Below are 18,029 nucleotides of genomic sequence, written 5' to 3' on the forward strand. Positions count from 1 at the left end.
CCCATGTGGGAGCTGGCTTGCCTGCGATACAGGCACCTCGGTAGTTCCAGTGATACCGCGGTGATGCTATCGCAGGCAAGCCAGCTCCCACATGGACCGCGTCCAGGCAAAGGACGTGTATTTTTCAAAGGGGACAAACAACAAGGGGGCGAATCTTCATCCGCCCCCTGTGTGTCCGCTTATTCCTGCGGTTCTTCTTCGTCTGCGGCAGCATCGAGGGTTGGCTCGTCGACGTTGTCATCGCCGGCTGCGATCACCTCGCCGTCGAACTCCTCGCCTTCCAGCTCTTCACCTTCAACTTCCGAAGGCTCCTGCACACGCTCCAGGCCGACCAGTTTTTCATCCTTGGCCAGCTTGATCAGGGTCACGCCCTGGGTGTTACGGCCCAGGCTCGACACTTCAGCCACACGGGTACGCACCAGGGTGCCCTGGTCGGAAATCAGCATGATCTCCTCGCCATCAAGCACCTGCACCGCGCCGACCAGACGGCCGTTGCGGTCGTTGCTGACCATGGCGATCACGCCCTGGCCGCCACGCTTGTACTCCGGGAACTCGCTGATGGCAGTGCGCTTGCCGTAGCCGCGCTCGGAAGCGGTGAGGATCTGGCTGCCTTCTTCCGGGATCAGCATCGAAATCAGCTTCTGCCCTTCCGGCAGGCGCATGCCGCGTACACCGCGGGCGGTACGGCCCATGGCGCGCACGTCGGATTCCTTGAAGCGCGTAACCTTGCCGCCATCGGAGAACAGCATGACTTCGCGCTCGCCATCGGTAATGGCGGCGGAAATCAGTACGTCACCTTCATCCAGCTCCAGGGCGATCAGGCCCACGCTGCGTTGACGGCTGAAGGATTCCAGCGGGGTCTTCTTCACGGTGCCCTTGGCGGTGGCCATGAAGATGAAGTGACCTTCGGTGTATTCCTCGACCGGCAGCATGGTGGTGATGTATTCATCACTGTCCAGCGGCAGCAGGTTGACCAATGGGCGACCACGGGCAGCACGGGAAGCTTCCGGGATTTCGTAGGTTTTGAGCCAGTACACCTTGCCCTTGCTGGAGAACAGCAGCAGCGTGGTGTGGCTGTTGGCGACCAGCAGGTGAGCGATGTAGTCCTCATCCTTGACGCCGGTAGCCGATTTACCTTTACCGCCACGACGCTGGGCCTGATACGCAGCCAACGGCTGGGTCTTGGCATAGCCACCGTGGGAGATGGTCACGACGCGCTCTTCTTCCGGGATCATGTCACCCAGGGTCAGGTCCAGGCGCGCATCGAGGATTTCGGTGCGGCGCACGTCGCCGTACTCGGCGCGGATCACTTCCAGTTCTTCGCGGATCACTTCCATCAGGCGCACGGCGCTGCTGAGGATGCGGATCAACTCGCCGATCTGGTTGAGGATCTCCTGGTACTCGGCCAGCAGCTTCTCGTGCTCAAGACCGGTCAGGCGGTGCAGGCGCAGTTCCAGGATGGCCTGGGCCTGCTCCGGCGACAGGAAGTACTTGCCTTCGCGCAGGCCGTATTGCGGGTCCAGGGTTTCCGGACGGCAAGAATCGGCGCCTGCGCGCTCAACCATGGCCACCACGGCGCTGGATTCCCAAGGCGTGCTGATCAACGCTTCCTTGGCTTCCGACGGGGTTGGCGAGGCCTTGATCAGGGCGATCACCGGGTCGATGTTCGACAGCGCAACGGCCTGGCCTTCCAGGATGTGACCGCGCTCGCGGGCCTTGCGCAGTTCGAACACGGTACGGCGGGTCACTACTTCACGACGGTGACGAACGAAAGCTTCCAGCAGATCCTTGAGGTTCAGGATGCGTGGGCGGCCGTCGATCAGTGCAACCACGTTGATACCAAACACGCTTTGCAGCTGGGTCTGGGCGTAGAGGTTGTTGAGGATCACCTCAGGCACTTCGCCACGACGCAGTTCGATCACCACGCGCATACCGTCTTTGTCGGACTCGTCGCGCAGTTCGGTAATGCCTTCGAGCTTCTTCTCTTTAACCAGCTCGGCGATCTTCTCGATCAGGCGCGCTTTGTTCAGCTGGTACGGGAGTTCGGTGATGACGATCTGCTGGCGGCCACCGACCTTGTCGATGTCTTCGATCATCGAACGGGCGCGCATGTAAATGCGCCCGCGACCGGTGCGGTAGGCTTCGATGATGCCGGCGCGACCGTTGATGATCGCGGCGGTCGGGAAGTCCGGGCCGGGGATGTACTGCATCAGCTCATCGACAGTCAGCTCGGGGTTGTCGATAAGGGCCAGGCAACCATCGATGACTTCACCGAGGTTGTGCGGCGGGATGTTGGTGGCCATGCCCACGGCGATACCGCTGGAGCCGTTGACCAGCAGGTTGGGGATCTTGGTGGGCATGACGGCCGGGATCATTTCGGTGCCGTCGTAGTTCGGCACCCAGTCCACGGTTTCTTTATGCAGGTCGGCCAGCAGCTCATGCGCCAGCTTGGTCATGCGCACTTCGGTGTATCGCATGGCCGCGGCGTTGTCGCCGTCGACCGAACCGAAGTTGCCCTGGCCGTCTACCAGCAGGTAGCGCAGGGAAAACGGCTGGGCCATCCGAACGATGGTGTCGTACACCGCAGTGTCGCCGTGAGGGTGATACTTACCGATCACGTCACCGACAACACGGGCAGATTTCTTGTACGGCTTGTTCCAGTCGTTACCCAGCTCGCTCATCGCGAACAGCACACGCCGGTGCACGGGCTTCAAGCCATCGCGCGCATCAGGCAGTGCCCGACCGACAATTACGCTCATCGCGTAGTCGAGGTAGGACTGTTTCAGCTCGTCTTCGATATTGACCGGGAGGATTTCTTTGGCCAGTTCGCCCATGAGAAGCCTGATTCCTTTTTCGGGTGAAACCTCGTTACATCCATTCGGGACGAACGAAGCTCGCCGCTGCCGACACAGTGCCTGACAACGACTTACGACAAATCAACGAGTTATGACACGGATCTGCGCGTTATGGGCAACCCCTCGGGGCAGCCCTGGAAACCGCCGGATGTTATCACAATCGCCGCCACGCACCTATCCCCCTGATGCGCATGGAGGCTAGTAATTTGACGGATGACAGGCTTGAAGGGGACGAGAGGGGCTCAGAGGTGGGGTGATGCTGTTTTTTGAGGATGGATCCGAGGGTTTTATTGACTTTCGGGCCCAATCGGGGGCAAGCCCCCCTCCCACACTTGAATTGTGAATACAGTCAAAATGTGGGAGGGGGCTTGCCCCCGATTGCTATTTCACAGACACCACTGTCCTCAATGCAGCCGCTTACGGCACATCAACCTGGCCAATTTGGCAGTATCCGGCCGCTCGACCACGCCTTTCTCGGTCACGATCACATCAATCAGGTCGGCCGGGGTCACATCAAATACCGGATTAAACGCATCCACCTCCAGCCGCTGCCCCATGACGTCCAGCAGCTCAGGGGGATCGCGCGTCTCCAGCGCAACATCATCGCCGGTAGCCATCATCAAATCGAGCGTCGAACTCGACGCCACCACCATAAAGCGCACGCCATGATGCATGGCACAGACGGCTAGCTGATAAGTGCCGATCTTGCTGATCACGTCACCATTGGCGGCAATACAGTCAGCACCGACCACCACCCAGGTCACGCCTTTGGTCTTGAGGATATGCGCCCCGGCGGAGTCGGCATTCACCGTCACCGGGATGCCCTCGCCCGCCAACTCCCACGCCGTCAGGCGCGAGCCTTGCAGCCATGGACGGGTTTCGTTGACATAGACCTGCTCGACCAGCCCCTCCAGGAACGCCGCGCGAATCACGCCGTGGGCCGTACCGACACCGCCCGTGGCCAATGCTCCGGCGTTGCCATGGGTGAGGATCGCCTGGGCGTTGCCCTGGTGCTTGCGAATCCGCTCCATACCCAACTGGGCCATGACCACATTGGCCTCCCGGTCGCTTTCATGGATCACAATGGCCTGGGCTTCCAGCACGGCAACCGGGTCGGCGTGCTGCTTGAGGCGGTCCAGGCAGTCGCGCATATTCTTGAGTGCCCAGAACAGATTCGACCCGGTCGGGCGGCTATCGGCCAGCAGCGCGTAGTCTTCTTCCCACGCTGCCTGCCAGTCGCCACCCTCGGCAATGCGCTCACGGGCGGCCAGCACCAGGCCATAGGCGGCGCTGATGCCGATGGCCGCTGCGCCCCGCACCACCATCGAACGAATGGCCTCGGCCACCGCCGCGACGGTATGACAGGCCACCCAGCTCTCCCGGGACGGCAACACGCGCTGATCGAGCAGGTACAGCGCGCCGTCACGCCAATCGATGGCCTTCACTTTCTCTGCAGCCAACAGTCGGTCGCGCATCCCTTACCCCGCACTCATGAACAAAAGCCGCGGATTATAGCGATCCGCCAGCCAGGACGCTCGGGTATACTTCGCCCTTCTTTTATAGCTGCCTGGGAAGAAGCCTGCGATGACCTCCACTGCCGCCCCGCTCGACGTGTTGCTCTTGCCGACCTGGCTGGTACCGGTCGAACCTGCCGGCGTGGTGCTCAAAGAGCATGGTCTGGGCATCCGCGATGGGCGCATTGCCTTTATCGGCCCACGGGCCGCCGCATTGAAGCTGGCGGCCAATGAGGTGCGCGAACTGCCCGGCATGTTGCTCAGCCCCGGCTTGATCAACGCCCACGGCCATGCGGCAATGAGCCTGTTCCGTGGCTTGGCCGATGACCTGCCGTTGATGACCTGGCTGGAAAAACACATCTGGCCGGCCGAAGCCAAATGGGTCGATGAAGCCTTTGTGCGCGACGGCACCAACCTGGCCATCGCCGAACAGCTCAAGGGCGGCATCACCTGCTTCTCCGACATGTACTTCTTCCCCAAGGTCGCCAGCGATTGCGTGCACAATAGCGGTATGCGCGCGCAGATCGCCATGCCGATCCTCGACTTCCCGATTCCCGGCGCCAGCACTGCCGACGAGGCGCTTCGCCAGGGCATCGAGCTGTTCGGCGACCTCAAGCACCACCCGCGCATCAAGATCACCTTCGGCCCTCACGCGCCCTACACCGTGTGCGACGCCAACCTGGAAAAGATCCGGGTGATCGCCGAAGAGCTGGACGCCGCGATCCATATGCATGTGCATGAAACCGCCTTTGAAGTACAACAAGCCGTGGAGCAGAGCGGCGAGCGGCCATTGGCGCGCCTGGGTCGCCTCGGCTTGCTCGGGCCGCGCTTCCAGGCCGTTCACATGACCCAAATCAGCGAAGAAGACTTGGCTTTGCTGGTAGAAAGCAACACCAGCGTCATCCATTGCCCGGAATCGAACCTGAAACTGGCCAGCGGCTTTTGCCCGGTTGAGCGCCTGTGGCAGGCTGGGGTCAATGTGGCCATCGGCACCGACGGCGCCGCCAGCAACAATGACCTGGACCTGCTGGGCGAAACCCGTACCGCCGCGATGCTGGCCAAGGCCGTCGCCGGCTCGGCCACCGCTCTGGACGCCCACCGTGCCCTGCGCATGGCGACGCTCAACGGTGCACGGGCCATGGGCCTGGAAAGCGAGATTGGCTCGCTGGAAGTCGGCAAGGCCGCAGATATAGTCGCCTTCGATCTGTCGGGGCTGGCGCAACAACCGATCTACGATCCGGTCTCACAGCTTATATATGCCACCGGACGCGATTGCGTGAAACACCTTTGGGTCGCCGGCAAGCCATTGCTCGACGACCGGCAATTGACCCGCATGGATGAACAACAGTTGACCGCCACGGCCATTGCCTGGGGCCAACGCATCAGCGGGCACAGCGAATAACGAAGGTGCTGAGCCCATGCGCTCGGCACCCACTCACCGATTTTTCAGATTTAGAGGATTCATCATGAGCAACGTCGACCACGCCGAAATCGCCAAATTCGAAGCCCTCGCCCACCGCTGGTGGGACCGCGAGAGCGAGTTCAAACCCCTGCACGACATCAATCCACTGCGGGTCAACTGGATTGACGAGCGCGTCAACCTGGCCGGCAAGAAGGTGCTGGACGTGGGTTGCGGCGGCGGCATCCTCAGCGAAGCCATGGCTCAACGCGGCGCGACCGTGATGGGCATCGACATGGGCGAAGCGCCATTGGCCGTGGCGCAGTTGCACCAGCTTGAATCCGGCGTGAGCGTGGAATACCGCCAGATCACTGCCGAAGCCCTGGCCGAGGAAATGCCCGAGCAGTTTGACGTGGTGACCTGCCTGGAAATGCTCGAACACGTGCCGGACCCATCCTCTGTGATCCGTGCGTGCTTCCGTATGGTCAAGCCCGGCGGCCAGGTGTTCTTCTCCACCATCAACCGCAACCCCAAGGCTTACCTGTTCGCGATCATTGGCGCCGAATACATCATGAAGCTGCTGCCGCGTGGCACCCATGACTTCAAGAAATTCATCCGCCCCTCCGAGCTGGGTGCGTGGAGCCGTCAGGCCGGGCTGACCGTCAAGGACATCATCGGCCTGACCTACAACCCGCTGACCAAGCACTACAAGCTGGCCAGCGATGTTGACGTCAACTACATGATCCAGACCCTGCGCGAGGAGTAAGCCTGTGAAGTTGCGAGCGGTTCTCTTCGACATGGACGGTACCTTGCTGGATACCGCACCGGACTTTATCGCCATCTGCCAGGCCATGCGCGCAGACCGCGGCCTGGATCCGATCAACCCGCAGCACATCCGCGATGAGATCTCCGGCGGTGCGCGGGCGATGGTTGCCGTGACCTTTTCAATGGACCCTGAATCACCCGGCTTTGAAGAGCTGCGCCAGGAATTCCTGGAGCGCTACCTCAAGGACTGCGCGGTGCACAGCAAAGTGTTCGACGGCATGGCCGAGTTGTTGGAAGACATCGAGAAGGCCAAGCTGATCTGGGGTGTGGTCACCAACAAGCCCGTGCGCTTTGCCGAACCGATCATGCAGCGGCTGGGCCTGGCCGAGCGCTCGGCCGTGCTGATCTGCCCGGACCACGTGAAGAACAGCAAGCCGGACCCGGAGCCGATGATTCTGGCGTGCAAGCTGCTCGACCTCGACCCGGCGAGCGTATTGTTCGTGGGCGATGACCTGCGTGATATCGAATCCGGCCGCGATGCCGGTACGCGCACGGCGGCGGTCACCTACGGCTATATCCACCCGGACGACAACCCGCGTCACTGGGGCGCTGACGTGGTGGTGGATCACCCGCTGGAATTGCGCAAGGTGCTGGATAACGCGCTGTGCAGTTGCTGATTGTTCGAAGATCTCAACAACAATGAGATCAATGTGGGAGCTGGCTTGCCTGCGATAGCGGTCTGCCAGCCAGCACATCTGCCGACAGGTACTCCGCCATCGCAGGCAAGCCAGCTCCCACAGGAAATGGATTCCACTTTGAGTGGTGTATCACCTTGAATTTTGTCGAGGCTATTTATGTTTGATTATTCTGCCCCTCCAGAACTGCTCAAAGGCCGGGTCATCCTGGTCACCGGCGCCGGCCGCGGGATTGGCGCAGCAGCGGCAAAGACCTATGCCGCCCATGGCGCGACCGTGCTGTTGCTGGGCAAGACCGAAGCCAACCTGGCCCAGGTATATGACCAGATCGAAGCCGCCGGCCAGCCGCAACCGGTGGTGATCCCGTTCAACCTGGAGACCGCCCTGCCCCATCAATACGATGAGCTGGCAGCGATGATCGAAAAAGAATTCGGCCGCCTCGACGGCCTGTTGCACAACGCCTCGATCATCGGCCCACGCACGCCGATCGAGCAGTTGTCCGGCGAGAATTTCATGCGCGTGATGCATGTGAACGTCAACGCGATGTTCATGCTGACCAGCACCTTGCTGCCGCTGCTCAAGCTGTCCCAGGATGCATCGGTGGTGTTCACCTCCAGCAGCGTCGGGCGTAAGGGGCGGGCGTATTGGGGGGCTTATGGTGTGTCCAAGTTTGCTACCGAAGGCTTGATGCAAACCCTGGCCGATGAGCTGGAAGATGTAGCGGCAGTGCGCGCCAACAGCATCAACCCGGGCGGTACACGCACGAGTATGCGAGCCCAGGCGTATCCCGGTGAAAACCCGATGGAGCGGCCAGCACCGGAAGAGATCATGCCGGTGTACCTGTACCTGATGGGGCCGGACAGTGCCGGCATCAATGGACAGGCATTTGATGCGCAGTAAGCCCTGACACACTGCAAAAAATGTGGGAGCTGGCTTGCCTGCGATAGCGGTGGTGAATGTTCCATCGCCATCGCAGGCAAGCCAGCTCCCACATTGCTTTGTGGTGTTGTTAAAAACTCAGTTTTTGACCACTTCCTCCAAGGTGAAGCGCCCCAGCGGGTTCTGCAGGAAGTTACTCACATTCTTGCGTGAAATATTGATGTACGGGCTGTAGTACAGGTCAATCCAGTTCACATCCTGTTTCGCCAGTTTCTGCAACTCGACATACATCTGCTCACGCTTGGCCGGGTCTGCCTCGACTCGCGCCGCAGCTACCAGCGCCTTGACCTTGTCGTTCTTGTAGCGGGTCATGTAGTTCTGGTTGGTGTCGTGGCCCAGCACGAAGGTGGTTTTCTGGTCCGGGTCGAGGATGTCGTTGGTCCAGTACATCACCGAAATATCGTACTCACCGTCCACCAGCATCTGCCAGCTTTGGGTCGGGTCGACCTTTTGCAGGTTGGCGGTGACGCCGACCTTGGCCAACTGGTCCTTGATGATCACCGCAATCTGCTCGTCGGCCTCGTTGCCGGCGTTGACCACGTAGTTGAGCTTCAAGTCCTTGGCACCGGCCTCTTCCAGCAGTTTCCTGGCCTCAGTCGGGTCATAAGGACGTTGCAGGTTGTTGGCGTAGTGGTACAGCGAGCCTTTGGGAATGTAGGAATACGCCACGGTGCCTTGACCGTAAGTAGCGGTTTTCACCAGCGATTGTTTGTCGATGGCCATGTCCAATGCCTGGCGCACCTGCGGCTTGGCGAGCAAACCGTGCTCGTGGTTGATCAACAAGTGATCTTCACGGGTAGACGGGTCGGCGTGGATCACCACGTTCTTGTCTTTCTTCAGCTCTTCGACCCGCGAGAACGGTACGAAGATCGCCGTGTCGAGTTCGTTGTTCTGCACCATGCGCATACGGGTGTTGTCGTCGGTCACCGACACCCATTCCACGCCGTCGAGACTGACGTTATTGGCCTGCCAGAAATCCGGGTTCTTCTTCAGGATCACCCGGTCGCCCTTGCGCCACTCTTGCACGGTAAACGCACCGGACGTCACCGGGTTTTCCGAGTAGGCGTCTTCGCCCATCGTGGTCATGGCTTTTTCCGACAGGATCGACACCGTCGGCGACGCCAGTTGCGAGAGGAAGGCCACCGCCGGGGTTTTCAGAGTGACCACCAGGGTCTTCGCATCGCTGGCCTTGGCGGTGTTGATCAGGCTGAACGGATCGCTCCACAACGACGCCTTGTTGTCACGAATGCGCAGCAGGCTGAACGCCGCATCGGCAGCGGTGATCGGCGAGCCGTCGGAGAACTTCGCTTCGCGCAGTTTGAAGGTATACGTCAGGCCGTCTTTGGAAATGTCCCAGCTTTCGGCCAGGCCCGGTTCCATCTTGGTGCCCAGGTTATCCACGCGCACCAGGGTGTCGTAGACGTTGGCAAATACCCAAGTGTCGCGGTTTTGCGCGCTTTTGATCGGGTCAAAGGTGGTGCTGTCTTCACGGCAGCCGATGGTGAGGACACCGGCGGCCTGGGCCAGGCCTGCGGTCAGCGACCAGGCGGTCAGCGTAGCGGCGGCGAGCAACTTCAAGTGGCGCGATTGCATATCACAACTCCTTGTTAATGAATGGCAGAGGTCAAGGCAAAGGTTCTTCAAGCACGCAACTGTACCGATGCTCGTGCAGGAAATGGGTCGGCGGCAACACCGCGGAACACACGGCTCGCGCATACCGGCAACGCGGGTGAAACGCACAGCCTGTAGGCAGATTCAGTGGACTGGGTGGCTCACCCGGCAAGGGATGCGCGGGCAACGGCCGATGCGGGTCAATCTCGGGAATCGCCTCGATCAACGCCGCCGTGTACGGATGACGCGGCGTGGTGAACACCGCTTCCACCGGCCCTTCTTCGACGATCTTGCCCAGGTACATCACCGCCACGCGGTCGCACAGGCGCCGCACGATGGCCAGGTCATGGGCGATAAACAGGATCGCCAGGTTCATGCGTTGTTGCAGTTCCAGCAGCAAGTTGATGATCTGGCCCTGGATCGACACATCCAGCGCGGCCACGCATTCATCGGCAATGATCAGGCGCGGCTCCACCGCCAGTGCCCGGGCGATGCCGACGCGCTGGCATTGGCCGCCGCTGAGGGAGCCCGGTTTGCGCCCGGCCAACTCGGGGCGCAGGCCCACCAGTTCCAGCAGCTCGTTGACGCGTGCCGGGATCTGCTCCACAGCCACCTTGCGCTGCACGCGCAACACCTCGGCGAGGGTTTCGCCGATACTGTGCCGGGGGTTCAGCGCGGCGTACGGGTCCTGGAAAATCATCGCGGTTTCATGGCGCAGGCGGGCGATGTCGATGGCGCTGCCTTGAGCCATATCGATACCGTCAAACAGCACCTGGCCGGCGCTGATCGGGTTGAGGTGCAAAATCGCCCGGCCCAGGGTGCTCTTGCCGCTGCCGGACTCGCCCACCAAGCCGAGGGTTTCACCGGCGGCAAGGTTCAGCGACACCCCGTTCACCGCCCTCACCCACTGCTTGTTCAAACCGAACAGGCCACTGCCGGACGCGGCAAAACGTACCTCCAGGTCCTTGATCTGCAACAGGCTCATGGTCGCCCTCCCAACGGATAGTGACAGGCCACGCGTGCGCCTTGGGGCAACAGCTCGGCGCATAAGGCCCCGGCCTGCGGGCAACGCGGATTAAAGCGGCAACCGTCAGGCAAGGCATCGAGCAACGGCGGCTGGCCAGGGATGGTGCGCAACAAGGCATGACCGCTGCTGTGGGCCGGCTGGCAGTCGATCAGCCCAGCGGTGTACGGATGCTGTGGCCGCGCCAGCAGTTCGTATTTGCTGCCGTGCTCGCACAGGCGCCCAGCGTACATCACCGCGATGGAGTCGCAGGTTTGCGCGACCACGCCCAGGTCATGGGTGATCATGATGATCGACAGGCCACGCTGGTCACGCAGGTCGAGCAACAGGCGCAGGATTTGCGCCTGCACCGTCACATCCAGAGCCGTGGTCGGCTCGTCGGCAATCAGCACTTTCGGGTTGCAGCCCAGGGCCACAGCGATCATCGCGCGCTGGCGCATACCGCCGGAAAACTCATGGGGATAGTTGTCGACCCGCGCCTGCGGGTCCGGGATTCCGACCTGGCGCAATACCTCGATAGCCTGCGTGCGCGCGTCCTTTTTTGTAGCACCTTGATGCAGGCGGATGCCCTCGGCGATCTGCTCGCCAATGCGCATCAGCGGATCCAGGTGGCTGCTGGGGTTCTGGAAGATCATGCCCAGTTGCCCGCCCCGCACGGCGCGCATACCGGCGTCATTCAGTTGCAGCAGGTCCTGGCCGGCCAGGCGTACGGCGCCACCTTGCACACGCAGGCCGGGCGATGGCAGCAGGCGCATCAAGCCGCGGCAGGCCATGGTCTTGCCCGACCCGCTCTCACCCACCAGGCCGAGAATCTCACCTTCGGCCAGGTCAAAGGACACACGATCTACCAAGGTGACATCACGCCCGCTGTTGTTGGCGATCACGCTGAGGTCGCGCACTTGCAGCAGGCTCACGAGCGGTCCCCCAACACTTGCGCGACACCGTCGGCCAACAGGCTAAAGCCCATGGCCAGGGTCACAATGGCCAACCCCGGGAAGGTGCAGATCCACCAGGCCGTGGTGATAAAGGCTTGCCCCTCGGCCACCATCGTCCCCCACTCCGCAGTAGGCGGTTGCACGCCCAGGCCCAGGTAACTCACGGCGGCGCCGTTGAGCAACACCAGCACCGCGTCAGACATGGAAAACACGATGGAGCCAAACAGGGCATTGGGCAGCAAATGCCGGAACAGAATGCGCCCATGGCCAAACCCCAGGCTCTTGGCGGCCAGGGCAAACTCGCTTTCCTTGAGCACCAGGATCTGCGAGCGAATCAACCGCGCATACGACACCCAGCCCACCAGTGCCATGGCGATATAAAAGCTCTGCAAGCCAGGCCCCAGAATGGCCATGATCGCCAGCATCAGCACCAGGAACGGGAACGCCAGCACCACATCGATCACGCGCATACAGAAACTGTCGAAACGCCCACCCACATAACCGGACACCGCGCCGACGAAAGTGCCGATGATGAACGGGAAGATCACCCCGACAATCGCCAGTTGCAGGTCGATGCGCGCGCCCCAGATCACCCGCGATAACACATCCCGGCCGTAATTGTCGGTACCCAGCGGATGGGCAAGGCTGGGCGCCAGCAAACTCATGTCGGTGTTTTGCGCGATGGGGTCAAACGGTGCGATCCACGGCGCAAACAGCGCCAGGGCCAGCCACGTCAACAGGATCAGTAGGCCCCAGGCGGCGGTCAGGCGGCCATTGCGAAAGCCAAAGCGCAGGCGCAAGCGCCAGGGTGCAATCAGTGGGCGGCTGCTCATTGCATCTTCACCCGTGGGTCGAGCGCTACCGTCACTATGTCGGCGACGAAGTTGACCACCACCGTGGCACAGGCCAGCACCATCGCCACGCCCTGCACCACCATGTAGTCACGGGTGAAAATACCGCGCACCAGCAATTGGCCGATGCCCGGAATCGCAAACAGGCTTTCGATGACCACCGTACCGCTGATCAGCCAGCCGATGTTGACCGCCAGCAGGTTGACGGCCGGCACCAGGGAGTTAGGCAGTACATGCCGACGAAACACCGCAGCCTCGGACAAGCCTCGGGCCCGGGCGGCGGTGACATGATCGGCCTGCAGCTCCATCAACATACTCGCCCGCAGGTTGCGCACCAGCACCGCCGAAAGCGCCAGGGCGATGGTCAGGCACGGCAACACCATATGGTGGGCCTTGTCCAGCCAGGTCCGCCCATAGCCAGACACCGGGAACAGGCCCCATTGCACGCTCAGCAGCAGGATCAGCATCAAGCCCAGCCAGAACGCCGGCATCCCCAGGCCGACCGTGGTGAAAACGCGGATCAGGTTGTCCGCCCAACCGCCTTTGTGACGCGCCGCTACTGTCGCCAGCGGCACCGCGATCAGCAACGCCAGGGCCACGCTGCCCAGCACCAGCATCAGCGTCGGCTCGATGCGGGTAACGATCAGCTTCAGCGCGTCGACCTTGTACAGCAGCGATTGGCCGAGGTCGCCCTTGAGCAGGTTTTTCAGGAAGTAGAAGTATTGCAGCCACAAGGGCTGGTCGAGGCCGAACTGGGCACGGATTTTCAGCAGCGCATCCGGCGTACTGCGCGAGCCAAGCAAAGCCCGCGCTGGGTCGCCGGGGATCGAGCGCACCAACACAAAAGTGATCAGGCTGATGCCAAACAGCACCGGCAGCAGTTGCAACGGCCGGGACAGGACAAAACGGTAACGCGCCAGGTTCATCCGTCAGCCTCGGTGGCGAGCGAGAAAGTCCAGCAGCACCGGGAAGTACGCTTGAGGTTCCTCATAAAACGGCATATGGCTGCTATTGGGGAATACGTGCAGTTCGGCGTGTGTGGCGGCCAGCTTCATGCGCATGGCGCAGGCGGGGGTCAGTTCGTCGTGCTGGCCGGTCGTGATCAGGATCGGCATCCGGAATTCAGCCATCTCCTTGAGGCGGTTCCAGTCCTTGAGGTTGCCGATATAAAGGAACTCGTTGGGGCCCTGCATGGTTGCGTAGGGCCCCATGTTCCAGTCGCCCAGGGAGCGTTTGAGCGGCTCCGGCCACTCGTCGAGGCGGCACACATGGCGGTAGTTGAGCAAGGTGATGGCGGCCTGATATTGCGGGTGGTCGAGGGCGCCCATGGCTTCGTGGCGCTGCATCATGGCCACGGTTTCGCTGCCCAGGGCGCCACGCAGGCGTTCGAGTTCCTGGGACAGATGAGGAATGTCGCCGACGGTGTTTTCCAGGATCAGGCTTTTCAGCGCATCGGGATAATGGATGGCGTATTCGATACCGAGCCAACCGCCCCAGGAATGCCCGAGCAAATGCACGCGGCCCAGGCCCAGGGCTTGGCGCACGGTCTCGACTTCCTCGACATAACGGCGGATTTCCCACAGCGCAACATCGGTCGGTCTGGCTGATGCGCCCGTGCCAAGCTGGTCGAATGCAACCACTCGCAGGTTATGCGCTTTGAGCCAGCCATGAGCGTCACGCAGATAGTCACACGGCAGGCCTGGGCCGCCGTTGAGACACAGCAGCACTTCATCGCCTTCGCCAAAGCTGTAGACCACGAGGTTATGGCCGTCGACTTGTACGTTGTACTGCTGGTCGGGGGCAATTTCACGCCACATGCATACATTCCTTGTGTTGTATCGGCCTGGCGGGTAGCGGCCGTTTATCAGGTCAACACTACCGAGGATACCGTGCGTCCATAACCTAGTATTTCTTATAGGTTTGGCCTGGCTGTCCTTCGCCGGGGCGTGGCATTCTACTTGCAGCAAGTCGAGATTCAAATGAATTCGGGAGCAGAACGGATGCTGGCCAAGCTGACCGCCTTCAATAATCGCCTCATGCCGGGCAGGAGCCTGGATGAACAGATGGACAATACGTTTATTCTTGCCCAACAACTGGGCTTCGATGCGCTGGTGTACGACTACACGCCGGTGCCCATCGACCTCAATGGCACACTGATTACCCCCTCGGTGTTGCAACTGCGCAACACACCGCCCGACTGGCACGCCTTATGGTGCAGCGAAGGGTTTTACCAGATCGACCCGGTGCAGCACCTGGCGTTGAGCACGGTATCGCCGTTTGTCTGGTCCTATGAAGCGAAAACCGAGACCGCCCTGCAAAAGATCATCGACCCCTGCCACGCCCCCGTTTCCTCGTACCTGCACGAACGTGAACTGACCTGCGGCGTCAGCGTGCCCATTCACTTGCCCCGTGGTGGCTTCGCATCGCTGACCGGCCTGCGCACCGGCAAGGCGCGCACGGTGTTGAAGGACGCACAGCACACACTGGCCGACTTCAGCCTGATTACCCACGCCCTGCAGGAAGCGGCTTACCCGTTGTTCAGCAAGGAACTGCGCACGTACCCGCACATCCACCTGACCAAGCGCGAACGCGAATGCCTGAAATGGGCCTCCGACGGGCTGACCGCCGCCGAAATCGCCACCAAACTGAGCCGCTCCCTGGCAGTCGTCACCCTGCACCTGGCCTCGGCCATGCACAAACTGGGGGCCAAGAACCGCGTCCAAGCGGTGGTGCGGGCCACCCATTACCGCTTGCTGGAAGGTTGAGTTTTCGCAAAAACCTAGCTGTTTTGCTAGTTACCTAAACTTTTTGTTCAGACTATCGTAACCCTGATCATTTTTTTCAGAGGGTACGAAATGGAATTCATCGAAAAAGTTCGCGAAGGCTACGCACCCTTTGGCGCCTACCAGACCTGGTATCGCGTCACCGGTGACCTGGGCACGGGCCGCACGCCGCTGGTGATCATCCATGGCGGCCCGGGCTGCACCCACGATTACGTCGATGCCTTCAAGGATGTCGCCGCCAGCGGCCACGCGGTGATCCACTATGACCAACTGGGCAACGGTCGGTCCACGCACCTGCCCCACAAAGATCCTTCGTTCTGGACCATCGGCCTGTTCCTCGACGAGTTGAACAACCTGCTGGACCACCTGCAAATCAGCGACAACTACGCGATCCTCGGTCAATCCTGGGGCGGTATGCTGGGCAGCGAACACGCGATCTTGCAGCCCAAGGGCCTGCGCGCGTTTATCCCCGCCAACTCACCGACCTGTATGCGCACCTGGGTCAGCGAAGCCAATCGCCTGCGTAAACTGCTGCCCGAAGGCGTGCACGAAACCCTGCTCAAACATGAACAGGCCGGCACTTATCAAGACCCGGAATACCTGGCGGCCTCGCGGATTTTCTATGACCAGCACGTGTGCAGGGTCAACCCATGGCCCGAGGAAGTGGCGCGCACCTTCGCCCAGGTCGACGCAGACTCGACGGTGTACCACGCTATGAGCGGGCCGACTGAATTCCACGTGATCGGCAGCTTGAAGGACTGGAACGTGATTGGCCGCCTGGACGCGATCAAAGTGCCGACCCTGGTGATTTCCGGTAGGCATGACGAAGCCACACCGCTGGTGGTAAAGCCGTTTCTGGATGAGATCGCAAACGTGCGCTGGGCACTGTTTGAAGACTCCAGCCACATGCCCCATGTGGAAGAACGCCAGGCGTGCATGGGGACCGTGGTGAAGTTTCTGGATGAGGTGTGTTCAATGCCGCACAAAGCCCGCAAGGCTGGCTAGGTTCCAATGTGGGAGGGGGCTTGCTCCCGATGACGGTGTATCAGTCAATATCTTCAGTGGCTGACACACTGCTATCGGGAGCAAGCCCCCTCCCACATTTTTAGACCTCAGTGGTTTCGGGTTTTGCAGCTTTCTTCGAGGTATCCGCTACCAGGGGAATCTCCTTACCCTCTGCATCAAACAACTTCCCACCCCGGTAGTAATCCCCATCACGCAACGCGGCCACATCGCGAAAGCACAAACTACGCTCAGTCCCCGCCACAAACACTGACTGCTGGTCCGAGTTACCGGCGGTGAAGTGGTTGAACGCCAGGTTCAGCAGGATCGCCATGATCGCCGACGAACTGATGCCCGAGTGGAAGATGGTCGCGAACCAGCTCGGGAACTGATCGTAAAAGCTCGGCGCGGCGATGGGGATCATGCCAAAGCCGATGGACGTGGCAACGATGATCAGGTTCATGTTGTTGCGGTAATCCACCTTGGACAGCGTACGAATGCCACTGGCCGCGACCGTGCCGAACAACACGATCCCCGCGCCACCCAGCACCGAGGTGGGCACCGCCGCGATCACCCGCCCCATAAAGGGCAACAGGCCCAGCACCACCAGGAACACCCCGCCGGTGGCCACCACAAAGCGGCTCTTCACACCGGTCACCGCCACAAGGCCGACGTTCTGGGCGAACGCGCTTTGGGTGAACGAACCAAAGATCGGCGCGAACATACTCGACAGCATGTCAGCGCGCAGGCCATTGCCCAGGCGCTTGGAGTCAACCTTGGTGTCGATGATCTCGCCCACTGCGAGGATGTCCGCCGAGGTTTCCACCAGCGTCACCATCACCACGATGCACATGGAAATGATCGCGGCCACATGAAAGGTCGGCATACCAAAGTGGAAAGGTGCAGGAAAGCCAAACATCGGCCCTTGCGTGACGCTGGAGAAGTCAGCCATGCCAAGCAGTACGGCGATTACTGTGCCGATCACCATTGCCAGCAGGATCGACAAACGCGAGATCGTGGCGCTACCGATTTTGCTCAATAGCAGCACCAGCACCAGAGTCAGGGCAGCGAGGCCGACATTCGACATGCTGCCGAAATCCGCCGCACGGCTATTGCCGCCCATGGCCCAGCGCGCAGCCACTGGCATCAGCGTCAGACCGATAGTGGTGATCACGATGCCGGTCACCAGTGGCGGAAAAAATTTGGTAATGCGTGAAAACACCGGGGTGATCAACAGGCCGATCAACGACGCGGCCATCACCGCACCGAGAATTGCCGGAATACCTCCCGCACCGTCGCTGCCGACAATCGCCACCATGGTCGCCACACCCGCGAACGACACGCCCTGCACCAGTGGCAACTGACAGCCGAAGAACGGCAGGCCAAGGGTTTGCAGCAACGTGGCCAAGCCACCGGCAAATAACGACGCGGCAATCAACAGACCAATATCCGCCGGCGACAACCCGGCGGCCTGGCCGACGATCAACGGCACGGCGACGATGCCGCCGTACATGGTGAGTACATGCTGCAGGCCGTAAGCCATGTTGGCGGCAACGCCCAGATTTTCATCTTCGGGCCGCTGCGGTGACGCCTTCGGGATAGTCATGGTGAGGGGTTCTCTGTTTTTGTTGTGCGCTCACTGTATGCAATGTTCAG

At 61.1% G+C, this 18,029-nt stretch carries 15 protein-coding genes; 6 read left to right on the top strand and 9 right to left on the bottom strand.

Annotated features, from left to right (window positions below):
• Positions 1-179 precede the first annotated feature (179 nt).
• Both gyrA and mtnA read right to left on the bottom strand, forming a co-directional pair.
• Entirely contained in the window at positions 180-2,834 is a 2,655-nt protein-coding gene (gyrA, locus tag QMK52_RS26460; RefSeq protein WP_005786294.1) for a DNA gyrase subunit A, read from the bottom strand.
• Positions 2,835-3,259: 425 nt separating this feature from the next.
• Positions 3,260-4,330: an S-methyl-5-thioribose-1-phosphate isomerase gene (mtnA, locus tag QMK52_RS26465; protein ID WP_320403662.1), complete on the bottom strand. Its 1,071-nt coding sequence runs from the start codon at positions 4,328-4,330 to the stop codon at positions 3,260-3,262.
• A 109-nt stretch (positions 4,331-4,439) separates the two neighbouring features.
• Here mtnA and QMK52_RS26470 point away from each other — a divergent pair, with 109 nt between their 5' ends.
• The 4 genes from QMK52_RS26470 (at position 4,440) to QMK52_RS26485 (ending at position 8,128) form a co-directional block, all read left to right on the top strand.
• The gene (locus QMK52_RS26470) at positions 4,440-5,771 is read left to right on the top strand and encodes a TRZ/ATZ family hydrolase (protein ID WP_320403663.1); all 1,332 of its coding nucleotides are present in this window, start codon (positions 4,440-4,442) and stop codon (positions 5,769-5,771) included.
• Positions 5,772-5,835: 64 nt separating this feature from the next.
• Positions 5,836-6,534: a bifunctional 2-polyprenyl-6-hydroxyphenol methylase/3-demethylubiquinol 3-O-methyltransferase UbiG gene (ubiG, locus tag QMK52_RS26475; RefSeq protein WP_003172645.1), complete on the top strand. Its 699-nt coding sequence runs from the start codon at positions 5,836-5,838 to the stop codon at positions 6,532-6,534.
• A 4-nt stretch (positions 6,535-6,538) separates the two neighbouring features.
• Positions 6,539-7,210: an N-acetylmuramic acid 6-phosphate phosphatase MupP gene (mupP, locus tag QMK52_RS26480; protein ID WP_320403664.1), complete on the top strand. Its 672-nt coding sequence runs from the start codon at positions 6,539-6,541 to the stop codon at positions 7,208-7,210.
• Between the two features lie 177 nt (positions 7,211-7,387).
• Positions 7,388-8,128, top strand: coding sequence for a YciK family oxidoreductase (locus tag QMK52_RS26485; RefSeq protein ID WP_005786287.1), 741 nt, complete (start codon positions 7,388-7,390; stop codon positions 8,126-8,128).
• Between the two features lie 117 nt (positions 8,129-8,245).
• Here QMK52_RS26485 and QMK52_RS26490 read toward each other — a convergent pair whose 3' ends face one another.
• From QMK52_RS26490 to QMK52_RS26515, 6 genes are read right to left on the bottom strand one after another with little or no spacing between them, the layout of a single operon-like run.
• Positions 8,246-9,760, bottom strand: a complete 1,515-nt coding sequence (locus QMK52_RS26490) for an ABC transporter substrate-binding protein (protein ID WP_194440331.1) — start codon at positions 9,758-9,760, stop codon at positions 8,246-8,248.
• Between the two features lie 31 nt (positions 9,761-9,791).
• Positions 9,792-10,763: an ABC transporter ATP-binding protein gene (locus tag QMK52_RS26495; protein ID WP_320403665.1), complete on the bottom strand. Its 972-nt coding sequence runs from the start codon at positions 10,761-10,763 to the stop codon at positions 9,792-9,794.
• The gene (locus tag QMK52_RS26500) at positions 10,760-11,716 is read right to left on the bottom strand and encodes an ABC transporter ATP-binding protein (protein ID WP_320403666.1); all 957 of its coding nucleotides are present in this window, start codon (positions 11,714-11,716) and stop codon (positions 10,760-10,762) included. The genes QMK52_RS26495 and QMK52_RS26500 overlap by 4 nt, the downstream gene beginning before the upstream one ends.
• Positions 11,713-12,570: an ABC transporter permease gene (locus QMK52_RS26505; protein WP_005786281.1), complete on the bottom strand. Its 858-nt coding sequence runs from the start codon at positions 12,568-12,570 to the stop codon at positions 11,713-11,715. Before QMK52_RS26505 ends, QMK52_RS26500 begins: the two co-directional genes overlap by 4 nt.
• Complete coding sequence (locus QMK52_RS26510) at positions 12,567-13,514, bottom strand: ABC transporter permease (RefSeq protein WP_005786280.1); 948 nt, start codon at positions 13,512-13,514, stop codon at positions 12,567-12,569. Before QMK52_RS26510 ends, QMK52_RS26505 begins: the two co-directional genes overlap by 4 nt.
• A gap of 3 nt (positions 13,515-13,517) precedes the next feature.
• Positions 13,518-14,405, bottom strand: a complete 888-nt coding sequence (locus QMK52_RS26515; protein WP_005786278.1) for a proline iminopeptidase-family hydrolase — start codon at positions 14,403-14,405, stop codon at positions 13,518-13,520.
• Between the two features lie 183 nt (positions 14,406-14,588).
• Here QMK52_RS26515 and QMK52_RS26520 point away from each other — a divergent pair, with 183 nt between their 5' ends.
• Positions 14,589-15,353, top strand: a complete 765-nt coding sequence (locus QMK52_RS26520; RefSeq protein WP_122733262.1) for a LuxR family transcriptional regulator — start codon at positions 14,589-14,591, stop codon at positions 15,351-15,353.
• Between the two features lie 90 nt (positions 15,354-15,443).
• On the top strand, positions 15,444-16,376 hold the full coding sequence (locus QMK52_RS26525) for a proline iminopeptidase-family hydrolase (protein WP_320403667.1): 933 nt from the start codon (positions 15,444-15,446) through the stop codon (positions 16,374-16,376).
• A 100-nt stretch (positions 16,377-16,476) separates the two neighbouring features.
• Here QMK52_RS26525 and QMK52_RS26530 read toward each other — a convergent pair whose 3' ends face one another.
• Positions 16,477-17,979, bottom strand: coding sequence for a nucleobase:cation symporter-2 family protein (locus QMK52_RS26530; protein ID WP_320403668.1), 1,503 nt, complete (start codon positions 17,977-17,979; stop codon positions 16,477-16,479).
• Positions 17,980-18,029: the final 50 nt, after the last annotated feature.

It is taken from the genome of Pseudomonas sp. P9_2, assembly GCF_034008255.1.
Classification (GTDB): domain Bacteria; phylum Pseudomonadota; class Gammaproteobacteria; order Pseudomonadales; family Pseudomonadaceae; genus Aquipseudomonas; species Aquipseudomonas synxantha_A.

Excerpts from the sequence above, each read along its gene's own strand:
- gyrA (WP_005786294.1), bottom strand. The coding sequence starts at position 2,834 with ATGGGCGAACTGGCCAAAGAAATCCTCCCGGTCAATATCGAAGACGAG.
- mtnA (WP_320403662.1), bottom strand. The coding sequence starts at position 4,330 with ATGCGCGACCGACTGTTGGCTGCAGAGAAAGTGAAGGCCATCGATTGG.
- QMK52_RS26470 (WP_320403663.1), top strand. The coding sequence starts at position 4,440 with ATGACCTCCACTGCCGCCCCGCTCGACGTGTTGCTCTTGCCGACCTGG.
- ubiG (WP_003172645.1), top strand. The coding sequence starts at position 5,836 with ATGAGCAACGTCGACCACGCCGAAATCGCCAAATTCGAAGCCCTCGCC.
- QMK52_RS26485 (WP_005786287.1), top strand. The coding sequence starts at position 7,388 with ATGTTTGATTATTCTGCCCCTCCAGAACTGCTCAAAGGCCGGGTCATC.
- QMK52_RS26490 (WP_194440331.1), bottom strand. The coding sequence starts at position 9,760 with ATGCAATCGCGCCACTTGAAGTTGCTCGCCGCCGCTACGCTGACCGCC.
- QMK52_RS26495 (WP_320403665.1), bottom strand. The coding sequence starts at position 10,763 with ATGAGCCTGTTGCAGATCAAGGACCTGGAGGTACGTTTTGCCGCGTCC.
- QMK52_RS26505 (WP_005786281.1), bottom strand. The coding sequence starts at position 12,570 with ATGAGCAGCCGCCCACTGATTGCACCCTGGCGCTTGCGCCTGCGCTTT.
- QMK52_RS26510 (WP_005786280.1), bottom strand. The coding sequence starts at position 13,514 with ATGAACCTGGCGCGTTACCGTTTTGTCCTGTCCCGGCCGTTGCAACTG.
- QMK52_RS26515 (WP_005786278.1), bottom strand. The coding sequence starts at position 14,405 with ATGTGGCGTGAAATTGCCCCCGACCAGCAGTACAACGTACAAGTCGAC.
- QMK52_RS26520 (WP_122733262.1), top strand. The coding sequence starts at position 14,589 with ATGCTGGCCAAGCTGACCGCCTTCAATAATCGCCTCATGCCGGGCAGG.
- QMK52_RS26525 (WP_320403667.1), top strand. The coding sequence starts at position 15,444 with ATGGAATTCATCGAAAAAGTTCGCGAAGGCTACGCACCCTTTGGCGCC.
- QMK52_RS26530 (WP_320403668.1), bottom strand. The coding sequence starts at position 17,979 with ATGACTATCCCGAAGGCGTCACCGCAGCGGCCCGAAGATGAAAATCTG.